At 63.4% G+C, this 16,781-nt stretch carries 17 protein-coding genes; 10 read left to right on the forward strand and 7 right to left on the reverse strand.

What is annotated here, in order from left to right; translation table 11 throughout:
- Window positions 1-116: 116 nt before the first annotated feature.
- Entirely contained in the window at window positions 117-476 is a 360-nt protein-coding gene (locus tag K3557_RS11015; RefSeq protein ID WP_129371313.1) for an iron-sulfur cluster assembly accessory protein, read from the forward strand.
- Window positions 477-615: 139 nt separating this feature from the next.
- The gene (gene tpiA, locus K3557_RS11020) at window positions 616-1,365 is read left to right on the forward strand and encodes a triose-phosphate isomerase (RefSeq protein ID WP_259993862.1); all 750 of its coding nucleotides are present in this window, start codon (window positions 616-618) and stop codon (window positions 1,363-1,365) included.
- 105 nt (window positions 1,366-1,470) lie between these two features.
- Here the strand turns inward: tpiA and K3557_RS11025 are convergent, their stop codons facing one another.
- The 5 genes from K3557_RS11025 to K3557_RS11045 form a co-directional block, all read right to left on the reverse strand.
- On the reverse strand, window positions 1,471-2,847 hold the full coding sequence (locus tag K3557_RS11025) for a TRAP transporter large permease (protein WP_259985338.1): 1,377 nt from the start codon (window positions 2,845-2,847) through the stop codon (window positions 1,471-1,473).
- Window positions 2,847-3,524, reverse strand: coding sequence for a TRAP transporter small permease (locus K3557_RS11030; protein WP_259993863.1), 678 nt, complete (start codon window positions 3,522-3,524; stop codon window positions 2,847-2,849). The genes K3557_RS11025 and K3557_RS11030 overlap by 1 nt, the downstream gene beginning before the upstream one ends.
- Window positions 3,525-3,626: 102 nt before the next feature.
- The gene (locus K3557_RS11035) at window positions 3,627-4,628 is read right to left on the reverse strand and encodes a DctP family TRAP transporter solute-binding subunit (RefSeq protein ID WP_259993864.1); all 1,002 of its coding nucleotides are present in this window, start codon (window positions 4,626-4,628) and stop codon (window positions 3,627-3,629) included.
- 663 nt (window positions 4,629-5,291) lie between these two features.
- Entirely contained in the window at window positions 5,292-6,521 is a 1,230-nt protein-coding gene (locus tag K3557_RS11040; RefSeq protein WP_259993865.1) for a sigma-54 dependent transcriptional regulator, read from the reverse strand.
- Entirely contained in the window at window positions 6,518-8,260 is a 1,743-nt protein-coding gene (locus K3557_RS11045; protein WP_259993866.1) for an ATP-binding protein, read from the reverse strand. Before K3557_RS11045 ends, K3557_RS11040 begins: the two co-directional genes overlap by 4 nt.
- 59 nt (window positions 8,261-8,319) lie before the next feature.
- Here K3557_RS11045 and K3557_RS11050 point away from each other — a divergent pair, with 59 nt between their 5' ends.
- Window positions 8,320-9,501: a cytochrome P450 gene (locus tag K3557_RS11050; RefSeq protein ID WP_259993867.1), complete on the forward strand. Its 1,182-nt coding sequence runs from the start codon at window positions 8,320-8,322 to the stop codon at window positions 9,499-9,501.
- Window positions 9,502-9,624: 123 nt separating this feature from the next.
- Here K3557_RS11050 and K3557_RS11055 read toward each other — a convergent pair whose 3' ends face one another.
- Window positions 9,625-10,092, reverse strand: coding sequence for an Lrp/AsnC family transcriptional regulator (locus K3557_RS11055; protein ID WP_027258505.1), 468 nt, complete (start codon window positions 10,090-10,092; stop codon window positions 9,625-9,627).
- Between the two features lie 210 nt (window positions 10,093-10,302).
- Here K3557_RS11055 and cobA point away from each other — a divergent pair, with 210 nt between their 5' ends.
- From cobA to K3557_RS11090, 7 genes are all read left to right on the forward strand, one after another.
- Window positions 10,303-11,058 (forward strand): uroporphyrinogen-III C-methyltransferase, encoded by a 756-nt coding sequence (gene cobA / locus K3557_RS11060; protein WP_259999617.1) that lies wholly within the window; start codon window positions 10,303-10,305, stop codon window positions 11,056-11,058.
- A complete protein-coding gene (locus K3557_RS11065) occupies window positions 11,058-11,366 on the forward strand; it encodes a DUF2849 domain-containing protein (RefSeq protein ID WP_259993868.1) in 309 nt (102 codons plus the stop codon). The genes cobA and K3557_RS11065 overlap by 1 nt, the downstream gene beginning before the upstream one ends.
- Window positions 11,359-13,023: a nitrite/sulfite reductase gene (locus K3557_RS11070; RefSeq protein WP_259993869.1), complete on the forward strand. Its 1,665-nt coding sequence runs from the start codon at window positions 11,359-11,361 to the stop codon at window positions 13,021-13,023. Before K3557_RS11065 ends, K3557_RS11070 begins: the two co-directional genes overlap by 8 nt.
- Window positions 13,024-13,026: 3 nt before the next feature.
- Window positions 13,027-13,800 carry a phosphoadenylyl-sulfate reductase gene (locus K3557_RS11075; protein ID WP_259993872.1) on the forward strand — a complete coding sequence of 258 codons (774 nt, stop codon included), beginning with the start codon at window positions 13,027-13,029 and terminating at the stop codon, window positions 13,798-13,800.
- 5 nt (window positions 13,801-13,805) lie between these two features.
- Entirely contained in the window at window positions 13,806-14,201 is a 396-nt protein-coding gene (locus tag K3557_RS11080) for a DUF934 domain-containing protein (RefSeq protein WP_259993873.1), read from the forward strand.
- A gap of 145 nt (window positions 14,202-14,346) precedes the next feature.
- On the forward strand, window positions 14,347-15,213 hold the full coding sequence (locus tag K3557_RS11085; RefSeq protein WP_259993874.1) for a ferredoxin--NADP reductase: 867 nt from the start codon (window positions 14,347-14,349) through the stop codon (window positions 15,211-15,213).
- Between the two features lie 135 nt (window positions 15,214-15,348).
- Window positions 15,349-15,852, forward strand: coding sequence for a hypothetical protein (locus K3557_RS11090; RefSeq protein WP_259993876.1), 504 nt, complete (start codon window positions 15,349-15,351; stop codon window positions 15,850-15,852).
- Between the two features lie 119 nt (window positions 15,853-15,971).
- On the opposite strand, the gene K3557_RS11095 is transcribed toward K3557_RS11090, so the two are convergent.
- The gene (locus tag K3557_RS11095; RefSeq protein WP_259993877.1) at window positions 15,972-16,574 is read right to left on the reverse strand and encodes a hypothetical protein; all 603 of its coding nucleotides are present in this window, start codon (window positions 16,572-16,574) and stop codon (window positions 15,972-15,974) included.
- Window positions 16,575-16,781 lie beyond the last annotated feature (207 nt).

Here is a 16,781-nt window from a genome sequence, read left to right on the forward strand (position 1 = left end):
CGCTCCCCGTTGAAAATCCGCATACAGAATACATGTTACCTGCCTGCCTGGACGTTTGCGGGGTTGAGCCGCGGCAGCACCAGCCCTAGATAGGGACTAAGTGTAAGGAGAACCCCATGTTCGGCATTCCCGGCAAACAAGCTGTGACCATGACGCCCAAGGCAGCAGCGCAGATCGCCAGGCTGATGGCCAAGGATGGCCATGCCGGCCTGCGTATCGGCGTCAAGAAAGGCGGCTGTGCGGGCATGGAATACACCATGGAATACGTCAACGAGCCCTCTGCCAACGATGAAGTGGTGGAACAGGACGGCGCCCGCATCCTGATCGCGCCGATGGCGCAGATGTTCCTCTTCGGCACCGAAATCGACTATGAGGTGACGCTCTTGGAAAGCGGTTTCAAGTTCAACAACCCCAATGTCGCGGATGCCTGCGGCTGCGGCGAATCGATCAGCTTCAAGGAACTGCCCGGCGCCTGATCCGGTCCAGACGGGACGCAATCAGCGGGCGGGGTCTTCCCCGCCCTTTTTGTGGCCGGTCCCCGGCCAAGCGAATTGCGCCACTCCGCCGCTGGTGTTACCTGTCACGCCCACATAACGAGGATCGGAGGCATCCCCCATGCGGCGGAAACTGGCAGCAGGCAACTGGAAAATGAACGGCACCGGCGACAGCCTGGGTGAATTGGCAGCCCTGGCCGAAAGCCACACCGGCCCGGCTGCGGACATCCTGATCTGCCCGCCGGCAACCCTGCTGTCGCGCGCGGCTGAAATCGCCAAAGGCAGCGCCGTCGCCATCGGCGGCCAGGACTGCCACGCAAACGCCTCCGGCGCCCACACCGGCGATCTGTCAGCTGCCATGCTGAAAGACGCCGGCGCCTCCGCCGTGATCCTCGGCCATTCCGAGCGCCGCGCCGACCACGGCGAAACTGACGCCCAGATCTGCGCCAAAGCCGAAGCCTCCCTCGCAGAAGGCCTCACTGCGGTGATCTGCATCGGTGAAACCTTGTCCGAGCGCGAAGGCGGCGACACGCTGAAGGTGGTTGGCACTCAGCTTGCAGGTTCCGTCCCGGCCTCTGCCACCGGCAAAAACACCGTTGTGGCATACGAACCGGTGTGGGCCATCGGCACCGGCAAAGTGCCGACGCTTGAGCAAATTTCCGAAGTGCACAACTTCCTGCGCGCCGAACTCACCACCCGCTTCGGGGCCGGGACCGCAGAGGCCATCCGCCTGCTCTACGGCGGCTCGGTCAAGCCATCGAACGCACGTGAGATCTTTGCTGTTTCCAATGTCGATGGAGCACTTGTAGGCGGCGCCAGTCTCAAGGCCGCGGATTTCTCCCCGATCATCACCGCGCTTGAGGCCGCCTGAGCCAAGAAAATTCGAATTTTCTTGGCAAAATTCTTCGAAGAATTTTGCCGCAAAACGCAAAACGGCGCCCGAACAACCGGGCGCCGTTTTCTTTTCTGCAATGCCTTACTTGGTTATGATCTCCGGCCCCATCACCGCATTTGGCAAAACAGTGGACAGCCAGGGGATATAGGTGATCATGATCAGGAAAACAAAGAGCACCGCGAGGAACGGCAGCGCCGCCCGCACCACCCCCATCATCGGCATCCCCGCCACGCCCGAGGTCACAAACAGGTTCAGGCCAACCGGAGGGGTAATCATGCCGATCTCCATGTTCACCACCATGATGATGCCCAGATGGATGGGATCAATGCCCAGCTCAATCGCAATCGGGAACACCAGCGGTGCAACGATGACCAGCAGGCCCGAAGGCTCCATGAACTGGCCGCCGATCAGCAGGATCACATTGACCACGATCAGGAACATCACCGGGCCAAAGCCTGCCGACAGCATTGCCGTTGCAATCTGCTGCGGCACCTGCTCATCGGTCAGCACATGTTTCAGGATCAGCGCATTGGCAATCACAAACAGCAGCGTCACGGTCAATTTGCCCGCCTCGAACAGCGTGTGCTTGGTATCGCTGTGCAGGAACGCAGTCAGCAGTGCATAAGGCTTGCGCAACAGCGGCGTCTTTGCCTTGCCCTCACCATTCGACAGCGGTCCCATGTCCTTGTAGACAAAGCTGGCGATGAAGAAAGCATAGACCGCCGCCACTGCCGCCGCCTCGGTCGGAGTAAAGATGCCGCCATAGATGCCGCCCAGAATGATCACGATCAGGAACAATCCCCAGCCCGCGTCCCGCGCCGACTCAAAGATCTCGCCCCAGCCCTTCCACTCGCCCTTGGGCAGGTTCTTGACCTTGGCCATCACATAGATGGTCACCATCAGCATCAGCCCGGCCATCAGACCCGGAATGACGCCGGCCAGGAACATCCGGCCGACGGAAACCTCAACCGCGGCTGCATAGACCACCATCACAATCGACGGCGGGATCAGGATGCCAAGCGTCCCTGCGTTACAGATCACACCTGCCGCGAACTCCTTGGAGTAGCCCACCTCGCGCATGCCAGCGATCACAATGGAACCAATGGCCACCACAGTTGCAGGCGACGACCCCGAAAGCGCTGCAAACAGCATACAGGCAAAGACGCCCGCAATCGCCAGCCCGCCCGGCAGATGGCCGACACAGGCAATCGAAAACCGGATGATCCGCCGCGCCACGCCGCCCGTGGTCATGAACGACGATGCCAGAATGAAGAACGGGATCGCCAGCAGGGTGAAATGCCCCTCAAAGGCTTCAAACAGCGTGCCCGCGACGCTCGCCAGCGAACTGTCGGAGTAGATCAGCAGGAAAATCGTCGAGCTGAGACCCAGCGACACCGCAATCGGCACCCCGATCAGCAACAGGCCGATCACCATAGCAAAGAGAATTACCACTTCCATCAGTCATGCTCCCCGCGCTGCGCCCGCACGGCGTCCAGCTCATCTTCCACTTCATGGCTGGCGACCAGCCGGTCCACATCACCGCGCGCGATCTGAAACGCCGCCTGAATAAAGCGGAACACCAAAAGCAGCATCGACACCGGCAGCACCACATACGGCACCACTTTCGGCAGTTTTTCGTAGGAATCGCCGTAGTTGATCAGGTCCTCAAGAAACTTGAAGACCGCCACCATCGGCACATCCTGCACTTCGTAAAAACTTTGGCTGCGTGCCTTCATGTCAAACCCGGTCGGGAACCAGCGCCCCGAGGTCGGCGGCAGATCCGCAAACACCGCCCAATAGTCATAAGCGCCTTTCAGCAGCAGCAACGAGAACACGATGCAGCAGGCGGCGGTAAACAAGCCCACCGCGCGGCGCGCGCCCGGCGCCAGCATGTTGACGATGGCATCAACGCCCAGATGCGCATGCGCTTTCACCGCATAAGACGCGCCCAGCAGCACCAGCCAGGCAAACAGGAACACGGTCAGTTCCAGCGCCCACAGAATGTTGGAATTAAACACAAACCGCGCGATGACATTGGCAAATGTTATTGCCGTCATCAGCCCCAGCAGGATCGCGATCAGAGTTTCTTCGAGTGCGTTGATAAGCCCGCTCGGGCCAGTTCTGGATCCCGCCATGGCTGCCTCCCAAATTTTGCGGAAAAGGGGTGCAGGCAGCGGATCCCCGCGCCGCCTGCAGTCAGGAGGCCCCGATGCGGGCCTCCCGGATACGGGCCTGACTTACAGGCCTGCGTTGATGGCTTGCGCCGCGTCGATCTTCTCCTGGCCGACGTCGCCTGCGAACTTCTCCCAGACCGGCTTCATCGCCTCGACCCAAGCCGCACGCTGCTCGGGCGTCAGTTCGCGCACCACGCCGCCGGCGTCGATGATCGCCTGGCGTGCTTCGCCGTTCACCTTGGTGGATTCAGCGTTCCGGGTCGCGGTGACTTCATTCAGGATGGTCAGGAATTGGTCGCGCACCGCCGGGTCCAGGCTGTCCAGCCAGTCCACGGACGTCACCACCAGATAGTCCAGCGCGCCGTGGTTGGTCTCGGTCACACCGTCCTGCACCTCAAAAAACTTCTTGCCGTAGATGTTGGACCAGGTGTTTTCCTGCCCGTCCACAACCCCCTGCTGCAGCGCGCCGTAGACTTCCGAGAATGCCATCTTCTGGGGCGAGCCGCCGATGGCTTCCATCTGGGCGACCAGCACGTCCGAGGACTGCACCCGGAACTTCAGCCCATTGGCATCCGTGGGCTCGACAAGCGGCTTGTTCGCCGACATCTGCTTCATGCCGTTGTGCCAATAGGCCAGCCCCTGCAGGCCCCGGCGCTGCATGGAGTCCAGCATCTCCTGGCCGGTTTCGGACCCCTGGAACGCATCCACCGCGTCGATGTTCTTGAACATGAACGGCAGGTCGAACAGGCGGAACTGCTTGGTGAACTTCTCAAACTTCGACAAGGACGGCGCGGCCAGCTGCACGTCGCCCTGCAGCATCGCTTCCAGCACCTTGTTGTCATTGTACAGCGTCGAGTTCGGATAGACCTCGATGCACATGGTGCCGTTCATCTCTTCGTTCACGCGGCTCTCCAGCAGCGAGGCGGCAATCCCCTTGGGGTGCTTGTCGGTGTTGGTGACATGGCTGAACTTCACCACGATCTCGCCGTCGTCGCAGGCAGCACTTGCAGCGCCTGCGGTGACGGTCAGTGCCATTGCGGTGGCGGCGGTGGTCAGGAATTTCATGGTCTTTTCCTCCCAGAAAAATCATCTCTGAATCCGATGTTGCATTCAGCGCATGGCTGAAGCCCGCCCAGAGCATCCCAAGTTGCGGAAACCCGCTCAACAGTTGATTCGGGAATCACGCGGTCGCGGGATTCTCCGCATCTTTGCATGGACTTACGAGACACATCAAAAGCGCATCAGCAGCACCTGCCGCAAGCTGTGCGAAATCCCGCACAGGGCATTCCGGGCTTTGTGCGGAAAACCGCACAAATGTTAGCGCTAGACTTAGCAAGCCGGGAATCGCCTTTTTCCTCTTGCCGAAAATATCCCCGCCGGAGGCATCCCAGCCTGGCCCGGCACGCGCGCTTCGGGGTGTTGCGCCGCGGCCGCCCCCACCGCACGCACCGCTTGCGCTTCCTTAACCCTGGCTTGCGATAGTCATTCCCGTCGCGACACCGGTGCGGTTTGACACCCCGCACCAACAGGAGACCACAGGGCCCCAAGACCACCTCTTCATCGGGTGCAGGGGCGTCCCGAACGAAGGCTTCAGCGAACATGGGCTTACCCCCCGTCCTCCCTCCGCCCCCATTCCCCCTTCCGGGGTTTCCGGCGGCGCCGCCTCCTTGACTACCCCGGTTTCAGCGCCGGACAGAACGAACCGCAAGACCCCGGCCGCCAGCGCCCTCAGCGGCGGTAGTCCTCGGGCCGGATGCCATAGCGGGCCAGCTTGTCATAAAACGTCTTGCGCGGCAGCCTCAACGCTTCCGCGGCTGCAGCCGCGCGGCCATTGGCCCGGCCCAGCGCCGCAATCAGCAGCGAGCGCTCGACCTGCGCCATCTGCTCCGCCAGACCCAGCCCTGCCGCTGCGGCGGCCTCTTCCGGCATGCCCAGCACAAACCGCATTGCCGCCGACATCAAGGATCGCGCATTGCCCGGCCAGTCCTGCGCCATCAGAGCTGCCAGATGGCCCTGCGAAATCTCCGGCGCCCCGATCCCCGCCTGCTCTGCCGCCTGCGCCACGTAATGACGGAACAATACCGGAATATCACCGGGGCGTTCGGCCAAAGAGGGGATCCGCACCCGCATCACATCCAGCCGGTAAAACAGGTCCGGACTGAACCCGCCGGCCTGCACCTTATCCGCCAGACCAGCACTGGAGCCCGCAATGATCCGCACCCCGCTGCCCTGTTCCAATTGCGCCAGCAGCGCAAACTGCGCCGCTTCGGGCAGCGCCTGCAGCTCGTCCAGAAACAGCGAGCCGCCCGCCGCCTCCTGGCACAGCTCCGCCACCGTCTCTGCGGCCAGCCCTGCGGCGGGGCGTTTCACAAACGGCCCCTGCCCCGCAGGCGACATCAGATGAATGACCTCCGCCACTTTGGAAATACCGCTGCCCGGCGCGCCGGTGACCAGCACCTCCGCCCCTGTCGGCGCCACTGCGCGCACCCGCTGGCGCATTTCCATGGCCTGGGGCGAGGTGCCGAACAACAGCCGCGCCGCCGGATCGCCGGTCTCCAGCTGATGCTTCAGCCGCCGGTTTTCCAGCACCAGCGCGCGGGTCTTTAGGGCGCGTTCCAGCACCGGCAGGAAATCGGCTGCGGCGCAGGGTTTTTCCAGGAAATCGAACGCCCCCTGCGACATCGCCTTCACCGCCATCGGAATGTCGCCCTCGCCGGTCAGCAGCACCACCGGCAATTCCTCATCCATGCTGCGGGCATAGTCCAGCAGGTGAAACCCGTCCCGCCCCGGCATCCGGATGTCCGACACGATGATGCCGCCGAACGCCGGAGTAATGTGATCCTTGGCCGCCACAAACGAGCCGCAGGCGACCACCTCCAGATCATTCAGCTCCAAGGTCTGCGCCAGCGCCTCGCGCACCGCCGCGTCGTCATCCACCAGCAGCACCTTGCGGGTCATGCGGCATCTCCCTTTTCAGCACCTTCGCGCCATGGCTCCAGTTCCACTGTGAACACCGCGCCGCCGCCGGTATTGGCTCCGCGGATGTTACCGCCAAAGCTTTGCACCAACCCGTATGAGATCGACAGCCCCAGCCCCATGCCTTCCGAACTGCCCACCGCCTTGGTGGAATAAAACGGCTCGAACATCTTTTCCGGCTCCTTGATGCCGGGGCCGCTGTCCTGCACCCGCACCTGCAGCCGCGGACCGCTTTCGACAGAGATTGAGATCACCTTCTCCAATTGCCCTTGCATTGCATCCGCCGCGTTGTTGATCAGGTTCACAAACACCTGCGTCAGCCGCACCTCGCCGCCCCAGGCATAAACCGGCCCGCCGCAGGCTTCGGGGCGCCAGCGCAGATCGATGCCGTCCGCCTTCAGCCGCGGGGCCGTCAGCTCCACCGCCGCGCCGATCACCTGCACCAGATCGACCTGCCCCATCGGCTCGCTCTCATTACGGGCAAAGGCACGCAAGTTCTTGATGATCCGCGCCATCCGCACCGCCATGTCGGCGATCCGGCCCAGGTTTTCGCCAGTGCGCTCCGCCTTGCCCCGCTCCAGAAAGGCGGCGCCGTTTTCGGCATATTGCTGGATCGCCATCAGGGGCTGGTTCAATTCATGGCTGATGCCCGCCGACATCTGCCCCAAAGCGGACAGTTTGCCCGCCTGCACCAGATCCTCCTGGGCGCGTTTCAGCGCGGCTTCGGCTTCCTCGCGCTCGCCCACCTCGCGGCGCAGCCGGTCATTGGCCAGAGACAAGGCCTTGGTCCGTTTTTCCACCCGGCTTTCCAGCACCGCATTGGCATCGGCCAGGGTGCGGCGGCGCTCCATCACGATGAACAGCATGGCGCCCAGAGCCAGGCACACCGCCGCCAGCGCCGCCGCCTGCAAGGCTGCGATCCGCCGGGCAGGTGCGACATCCACCAGAATTTCGCCTGTCATCCCAATCAGCGGCAAATCCACTGAAAGATGCAGTGCGCGGCCGGGCAAATAGGGGCTGCCCTCAAGGCTCCAGATTTCATGCCCTGCATAGCCGTCCCTGCCGGTGACACGCGGGGTTTCTCCCGCCGCGCTGCGCTGCCAGAACAGCAATTCGGACCGGTTGGAAATGAACACCTCGCCGCTCATGCCGGTAAAGAATACCGCCGGCAGCGAGCCGCGCCAGGTCTGCTCCACGTCATTCACATCCGCTGCAACCACCAGCGCCCCGCGCACACCACCAGGCTGAAACACTGGCGCGGCATAGAAATAGGCCCGCCGCCCGCCCGGCTGCAATACCGCGTGGCCGGTGCCCATGGCCCCCTGCATGGCACGCATAAAATAGGCCTGATCCGCAACATCCGGCCCGGACACCCCTTCGGCTGCCGCCAGCACCCGGCCGTCCGCAGCGGCAAAAAACACATCCAGCGCCGCGGTTTTGTCCGCAACCGCGCGCAGCAGCTCCGCCGCCGCGTCCTGCGCCGCGGGCGTGGACAAATCCGCCAGCGCCGGGTGTCCGGCAGTCAAAACCGCCAGTTCCTGATAGACCTGCAGCTGGGTGCTGACCCTGTCCGACGCCAAGGCCAGATCCGCCGCACTGCGCTCTGCCAGGCTGTCCAGCGCCTGACGGTAGCCATAAGACCAGACCATCAGCGCCAATGCCGCCACGGCCAACAGAAACCCGGCAGGCAGGCTCCAGCGAAGGAATTGCTGTGTTTTCATTGCGGCACGTTATCAAAGCGGCCCTTGCATTGACCAGATGCAACGGCAACAACCGGTATATGAAGACTTTAATCCAATCCCCCACCGATCCGGCCTTTGTACAGGACCCTTACCCGTTCTACGCCGCCGCCCAGGTCCAGGGCCAGCTGCACCATTGGCAGGACTACGGCATGGTTGCCGCCTTTGGCCATTCCGCCGTGCACATGCTGCTGCGCGACCGCCGCTTCGGCCGCGAGATGCCGGAAGAGATGCGGACAGAAGGCCCCGCCCATCTCGCCCCTTTTCTGGCGGTTGAAGCGCACTCAATGCTGGACGCCGAGCCGCCCCGCCACACCCGCCTGCGCCGGCTGGTGCTGCGCGCCTTCACCTCGCGCGAGATCGCGGCGCTGGAACCGGATATCAAGGATCTGTGCCACCAGCTGATCGACGCTTTCCCGGACCAGCCCTTCGACCTGTTGGAGGCCTATTGCACCCAGGTGCCGGTGATCACCATCTGCCGCCTGCTGGGCGTGCCCGAGGACATGGCGCCGCAGTTGCTGGACTGGTCGCACAGGATGGTGGCGATGTATCAGGCGTCGCGCACCGAAGAGACCGAACACGCCGCCGCCAAGGCCTCGCAACAGTTCACGGAGTTCCTGCGCAGCTACATCGATGAGCGCCGCAACGATCCCCGCGACGACCTGATCACCCGGCTGATCGCGGCTGAGGAGGAAGGCGACAAGCTGTCAACGGATGAGCTGATCGGCACCTGCATCCTGTTGCTGAATGCAGGCCACGAGGCCACCGTGCACTCCCTGGGTAACGGTGTGAAAACCATGCTGCAGCAGGGCTGGGACCCGGCGTGGCTGGCGCCCGATGGCATTGACGGGCTGGTAGAGGAGATCCTGCGATATGACCCGCCGCTGCATATGTTTACCCGCTACGCCTATGAGGAGGCCGAGGTCTTCGGCCATACCTTCCAGCGCGGCGATCAGGTGGCCTTGCTGCTGGCCGCCGCCAATCGCGACCCGGCGGCACTGGACGACGCGGACCGCTTCAACCCGGCCCGCCCGCCCAAAGTGAACAAAAGCTTTGGCGGCGGCTTGCATTTCTGCGTCGGCGCCCCGCTGGCGCGGCTGGAAATGCAGATTGCCCTGCCGATCCTGTTCGGCCGCTGCCCGGATCTGAAACTGGCGGCAGCGCCGGAGTATTCAAATACCTACCACTTCCACGGGTTGACCCGGTTGCTGGTTGCGGTCTGACTTGGAGCTCTGCCCCAAACGCACGCTTGATATGGGGCTCTGCCCCAAACCCCGGGGTGTTTTCGGACCAGAAAGAAGCAGACCATCTTCCCTGCTTCTTTCTGGTCTTAAATACCCAAGTCCTTAGGGTTGCAGCGGCAGCATCGTTGTGGATTTGATCTCCTCCATCGACAACAGCGCCGTCACATTATGCACCCGCACCTCGGCAATCAGCGCCTGATAGAACACATCATAAGCGCGCGCATTCTGCACCCGGACCTTCAGGATATAGTCGATGTCGCCCGCAAGCCGGTGGGCCTCCTGCACCTCGGGGCGGTCGCGCAGCGCTTGCAGAAATTTGGCCTGCCAGTCTGCCTCGTGCTCGGACGTGCGGATGAGAACAAAGAAACAGGCCTCGAACCCCAGCGCCTCGGCATCCAGCAGCACCGTCTGCTGGCCGATCACACCAGCCTCCTTCAGCTTGCGGATGCGATTCCACACCGGGGTCTTGGAGGAGCCCACCTGACGGGCGATTTCGTCCAGCGACTGGCCAGCGTCGCGCTGCAGTTCAGCCAGAATTTTCCGGTCAGTGGCGTCGATCCGCACCGTCATTCCTGTTTTCTCCTATTGTGAGGACCAATCGGCCCAATGTCTCTTTGCGGTAAAACCAGTGTTCTTATTTCCGCAGGTATATAGCGCAATACCGGGAATATTTCCTATATCTAACCTCAAGTCAAACACACTGGAGAGGCCGCCAAGATGCCTGCACATAATATACCTGCCGCCAACGCCACCGCTTACACCCGCGGCAGCATGGCTTGTATGGTTGCGGGCCAGGTTGTCTTTGCAGGCTCCGGCCCCGGCGATGCGGACCTTTTGACCGTCAAAACCCTGCGCGCGCTGCAAGAGGCGGATGTCATTCTTTTTGACCGTCTGGTCAGCGATGAGATTATGGCGCTGGCCGCCCCGCAAGCGGTGCTGGAAAATGTCGGCAAGGAAGGCTTTGGTGCGCAGGTCAGTCAGGACGAGATCAACGCGCGGCTGGTCGCCCATGCCCAGGCCGGTAAAAGGGTGCTGCGGCTGAAGGCTGGCGACCCCACCATCTTTGCCCGCCTGGATGAAGAGCTGACCGCCTGCGAAGAGGCTGGCATCGCCACGCAGATCATCCCCGGCATCACCGCTGCGTCGGCTGCCGTGGCCGGCATCGGCCAAAGCCTGACGCAGCGCGGGCGCAACACCTCGGTGCGCTTCATCACCGGCCACGCGATGACCGGCTTTGCTGATCACGACTGGGCCGCCTTGGCGCGTCCGGGCGAGGTGGCCGCAGTGTACATGGGCAAGAAATCCGCCCGCTTCGTACAGGGCCGCCTGATCATGCACGGTGCGGACCGCGCCACGCCGGTGACCATTGTCGAGAACGCCTCGCGCCCTGAACAGCGGGTGCTGGAAACCAATCTGGACCGTCTGCCTGCCGACCTTGATGCGGCTGGCTTTGACGGCCCGGCTCTCACCTTCCTGGGCCTCGCGCCGCGCAAAGCGGCCGCCGCCCTGAACGACCTCAAAACGGAGCTTGCATAATGGCCCGCGCCTTTACCCCCAAAGTCATCACCGCCAACGACCTGCTCGAAGGCGACGTGATCTATTTCACCGCTGACGACAGCTGGACCCGTGACATAGCACAGGCTGAGCTGATCACCGACGAGGCCGTCGCGCCGTTGCGCCTGCTGGACGCAGAAAAGCAGAACATCCGCATCGTCGGCGCCTATCTGGCCGACGCCAAAGCAGGGCCGAACGGCCCCGAGCCTACCCATTTCCGCGAGGACTTCCGCCGCACCGGCCCCTCGAACTACTTCCATGGCAAGCAGGAGGCTGAAGCCAATGTATAAGTACAACGAGTTCGACGAAGCCTTCCTGGCCGAACGCAACGCCCAGTTCCGCGCCCAGGTCGAGCGCCGCATCGACGGCTCTCTCACCGAGGACGAGTTCAAGCCGCTGCGCCTGATGAATGGCGTCTACCTGCAGCTGCACGCCTATATGCTGCGGGTCGCGGTGCCTTATGGCACCCTGAACCCGAACCAGATGCGCACCCTGGCGCTGCTGGCGGAAAAGTGGGACAAGGGCTATGGCCATTTCACCACCCGCCAAAACATCCAGTACAACTGGCCGAAACTGCGCGACATTCCGGATATGCTGGACGCGCTGGGTGAGGCCGGCCTGCACGCCATCCAGACCTCGGGCAACACCATCCGCAACACCACCGCCGACCATTTCGCCGGTGCCGCCGCGGATGAGCTGACTGACCCCCGCCCCTATGCCGAGCTGATCCGCCAGTGGTCCACCGACCACCCGGAATTCCAGTTCCTGGGCCGCAAGTTCAAGATCGCCATCACCGGCAGCGGCAACGACCGCGCCGTGATCAAGGCGCATGACGTGGGTCTGCAAGTGGTGGAACAGGACGGCAAGACCGGCTTCAAGGTTGTTGTTGGCGGCGGTCTGGGCCGCACCCCGATGATCGGCCAGGTGCTGCGCGAATTCCTGCCGCAGGCGGATCTGCTGCCTTATCTGGAGTCGGTTCTGACCGTCTACAACGTGCTGGGACGGCGCGACAACAAGTACAAAGCCCGCATCAAAATCACTGTCTCTGAGAACGGCATCGACACCTACCGCGCGATGACCGAGGAGGCCTTTATGGCGATCCGCGGCCAGTACGACGGCACCGACCAGCAGCACCTGGAAGAGATCAAGACGCATTTCCAGGCACCTGAGTTCCGCTCCGGTTCCACGGAAGCGTTTGACACGGCTTACGCAAACGACCCGGTGTTCCGCGCCTGGGCCGACACCAATCTGGCCGAACACCGCAAGGGCGACCACGCCATCGTGACCATCTCGATCAAGGCGCACGGGGCAACCCCGGGCGACGCGACTGCCGAGCAGATGCGGGTAATGGCGGATCTGGGCGAGCAATACGCCTATAACGAGCTGCGCATCAGCCACCAGCAGAACGTGATCCTGCCGCATGTCCACAAGAACGACCTGCCGGCGATCCACGCCACGCTGAAGGCAAACGGCCTGGCCACCGCCAACATCGGCCTGATCTCGGACATCATCGCCTGCCCGGGCATGGACTATTGCGCGCTGGCAACCGCCCGCTCGATCCCGGTCGCGCAGGAGATTGCAACCCGCTTTGACGAGCTGAAGATGGAGCACGACATCGGCCATCTGCAGATCAAGATCTCGGGCTGCATCAACGCCTGCGGCCACCATCATGTTGCCCATATCGGCATCCTGGGCCTGGACCGTGCAGGGGTGGAGAACTACCAGATCACCCTGGGCGGCGACGCGACTGAAACGGCGGCCATCGGCACCCGCACCGGTCCCGGCTTTGCCTATGACGAGATCGTGCCCGCAGTAGAGCGCATTGTTGAGGTCTACATGGCCCAGCGTGAGGGGTCTGAGGAAACCTTCCTTGAGACCTACCGCCGGATCGGCATGGAGCCGTTCAAGGCAGCGCTTTATCCCGAGGCCCAGAAAAAGGTCGCCTGACCCATGTTCCACACAGCCGGAAACAAACCCGCCGGGGAGCCTGTCAGCCCTCGATATCGGGAGCTGGCCGCCAAGGCGGAGGCGCTGAATGCGCGCTTCCGCCACCATTCGGCCACCTCGGTGATGCAGGGCGCACTGCGGGATGCGGGGCATATCGCTCTGGTTTCCTCTTTCGGCGCGGAATCCGTGGTGCTGCTGCACATGGCCGCGATCATCGACCCGATGACGCCGGTTCTGTTCGTGGACACCGAGCTGCTGTTCACCGAGACGCTGATCTATCAGCAGGAGGTGAGCGAGCGGCTGGGCCTGCGCAATGTGCGCATCATCCGCGCCGACGACATCGCCGAGAAGGACCCCTATGGGGCCCTGAAGTTCAGCGACAAGGACGCCTGCTGCACCCTGCGCAAGACCGTGCCGCTGCAAAAGGCGCTGGCGGGCTATGACGGCTGGATTACGGGCCGCAAGCGGTTCCAGGCCGGCACCCGTGCCGCGCTCGAGTTTTTCGAGGTCGAGGACGGCCCAGGAGGATCAACCGGGCGGCTCAAGATCAACCCGCTGGCCCACTGGGCGCCCGAAGACGTGCGCGCCTATATGGATGAAAACCGCCTGCCCCGCCATCCGCTGGTGGCCAAGGGCTATCCGTCGATCGGCTGCGCGCCCTGCACCAGCCCGGTCAAGGAAGGCGAAGACCCGCGCGCCGGCCGGTGGCGCGGGGAAAACAAGGAAGAATGCGGCATCCACGTGGTGGACGGCCAAATGGTACGCACAGGAGCGTGAGTGAGATGACTGTTATCGTGACCGACACGGGCTTTGCCCCCGACGACTGGACCACCGGCTTTGAGGGCGCAGACGTGCTGGAGCTGGCCTCGGATGCCAATCTGAACGATGTGTCGCTGGACGGCGTGGCGCTGGTGCGGGTTGCCTTCCCCAGCTTTGCCGACGGCCGCGGCTTTACCCTGGCCCGCCAGCTGCGGCTGCGGGGCTATCAGGGCCGCCTGCGCGCCTTTGGCCATGTGATTGCCGATCAATACGCCATGGCCCGCCGCTCCGGCTTTGACGAGGTGGAGCTGTCTGACGACCTCGCCGCCCGCCAGCCCGAAGACCAGTGGCTGGCCCGTGCCAACTGGAAAGACCACAGCTATCAGGCCCGCCTGCGCGGCAGCACCGCTGCCCGCTAAGCCAGCCCTCCCGAGCCTGGGAAAACCTTTGCCAGACCGGTTCCGTTGCGTCCTGCGCGGGGCCGGTTTCGCAAAACAAGGGGTTTTCCTGACCTGTATCAAAGACTAATCAGAGGTGCCGGCTACTCCTCCGGCAGTGGACCCGATGAATGAGATGACACCCGTGACCGACATTGCAACCAACGCCGCGCCCGAAAAGGCAAAGCCCGCCCTGCCCGATGCCCAGACCGTCACGCAAGTGAAGCACTGGACCGACAAGCTGTTCTCCTTCAAGGTGACCCGCCCGGCCTCGCTGCGGTTCCGCTCGGGCGAATTTGTGATGATCGGCCTGATGAACGATCCCGACCCCAAGACCGGCAAGGTGAAACCCCTGCTGCGCGCCTATTCCATCGCCTCGCCGTCCTGGGACGAGGAAATGGAGTTCTACTCGATCAAGGTCGAGGACGGCCCGCTGACCTCGCGCCTGCAGCACATCCAGCCGGGCGACGAGATCATCCTGCGCCCCAAACCCGTTGGCACCCTGGTGCATGACGCGCTGCTGCCCGGCAAGCGGATCTGGTTCTTTGCCACCGGCACCGGCTTTGCGCCCTTTGCGAGCCTGCTGCGCGAGCCGCAGACCTATGAGGATTACGACGAGGTGATCATCACCCACACCTGCCGCACCGCGGGTGAGCTGACCTATGGCCGCGAGCTGATCGAGAGCCTGAAGGACGACGAGCTCTTGAACGAGGTGATCGGCGAAGGCTTCTGGAAGAAGATCAAATATTACCCGACCACCACCCGCGAAGAGAGCCCGAAGATGGGCCGCATCACCGACCTGATGCGCTCGGGCGAGGCGTTTGCGGAACTTGGCGTGCCGCCACTGAACCCGGAAAGCGACCGCGCGATGATCTGCGGCAACCTGGCCTTCAACCTGGAACTCAAGGATCTGTTCGAGAACACCTATGGGCTGGAAGAAGGCGCCAATTCGAAACCGGCGCATTTCGTGGTCGAAAAAGCCTTTCTCGACTGATCCCGCGCCGGGCGCACCGGGGGCGCTGCCCGGATTTTGACACTGTTTTGACGGGAGGCTGCCGCCTCCCGTTTATCTTTTGTTGGGGATGATTCTGTATTCCGGTTGCTGAGATCCAGAACGGAGCAGCAAGAAATGCAGAACGAATTGACTTCGGGGCAGCCGCCCGTATTCCAGTCCGTCAGAACAGAGGCAGGCAAAGCCCGCGTCAAGGCAGCGGTTGCAGGGTTCCAGGCCCGTCCCGGCCAGGTACAGCCGACGGTCCCCGAGCGGATTGCCGGCGTCAAGGCCCGCTATGATGCGCGCGCCATTGCCCCCGGCGACATTGACGAGATGTTTGACGCGCTGGTGCAGGCCGGCCATCCGGTGACCTCGCCGATGCTGCTGCTGAATTCCATGGGCAAGCGGTTCCGCAGCCATCTGGCCACCATCACCGGCAGCGCCTACGACGGTGTCAAGCCGCTGGACCTGATTGGTATTGCCCAGCTGCAAATCCAGCGCGCCCGCAAACAAGGCGGCAACAGTGCCGGCTGGGAGACCTTCCTGGCCTTTCTGGCGCCGCAGCCGCAGCCCGGCGGCCAGGCCCCGCTGGACCATATGGCCCGTGTTGCGCAGCAAGCGCAGGCCCGCCCCCATTGATCCGCGGCAGTAAGTTCCGGCCGCAGACGTCCGGCGGCAGGCATGATGCCTGCCGCCGGTTGCGTTTCGTGCCTTACGGCCTGGCCTAGCTTACGGCCTGGCTTAGCTTACGGCCTGGCTCACTCGCTGCCTGCAGTGCTTTCGGTTTCCGCCGAACCGGGCTGGTTCAGCAGTTCCTGTGCGGTGCCGGCTGCACTGTCCAGCGCCTCGGATGCGGCGTCCTGGGCGGCCTCAGCCGCGCCGGCGGCGGTCTCTGCTGCGCCGGTGGCAGCCTCGCCCGCCTGATCCACAGCAGAGCCTGCGGCATCCGCGGCGTCATCCGCAACGCCGGCGGCGGCATCGGTGGCAGCGTCAGTGGTGTCCTGGACGGCATCCGATGCAGCACCCGCCGTGCCCTGGGCTGCATCAACCGCATCCCCTGCCGCTTCTGCCGCCGCTTCTGCGGCTTCGCTTACGGTATCCTGCACCGCATCAACAGCTGCGCCGGCAGCTTCGGCACCGGATTCGATGGCACCCTCAACGGCGTCCGCCGCATCTTCCACCGCCTGCTCAGCCGGCGCCGTGCTGTCCTCGTCTGCCGCTTCCGGCGCTGTGCTGCTCTGTTCTTCTTGCACGGCCGGCGCCTCAGCGGGCGCAGGGTCCTGCGCGTCCTGGCTGTTCAGCAGCACATATCCGCCCACGGCAGCAGCCCCCAGCGCAATCAGGATCAATAACTGTTTCATAATACACTCCTTCCGTTAACCGGCTTGGCCGGCCTGGCCGCGCCATCCGCAGCATCTGCCTGCCAGATGGCGCGCGGCAGCGCAGCACTCAAGGGGGAAGTTTCCTAAGCCTGCATCACGGGCGGCCAGCTGCCGCCGGCCGGTCCCGCAACTGGCGGAACCCCGCCGCATTCCCACCGTTTCAGGATGCCATCCCGCAGCGCCACG

Origin of the sequence: Leisingera sp. M523, assembly GCF_025141335.1 — a bacterium.
Taxonomy (GTDB): domain Bacteria; phylum Pseudomonadota; class Alphaproteobacteria; order Rhodobacterales; family Rhodobacteraceae; genus Leisingera.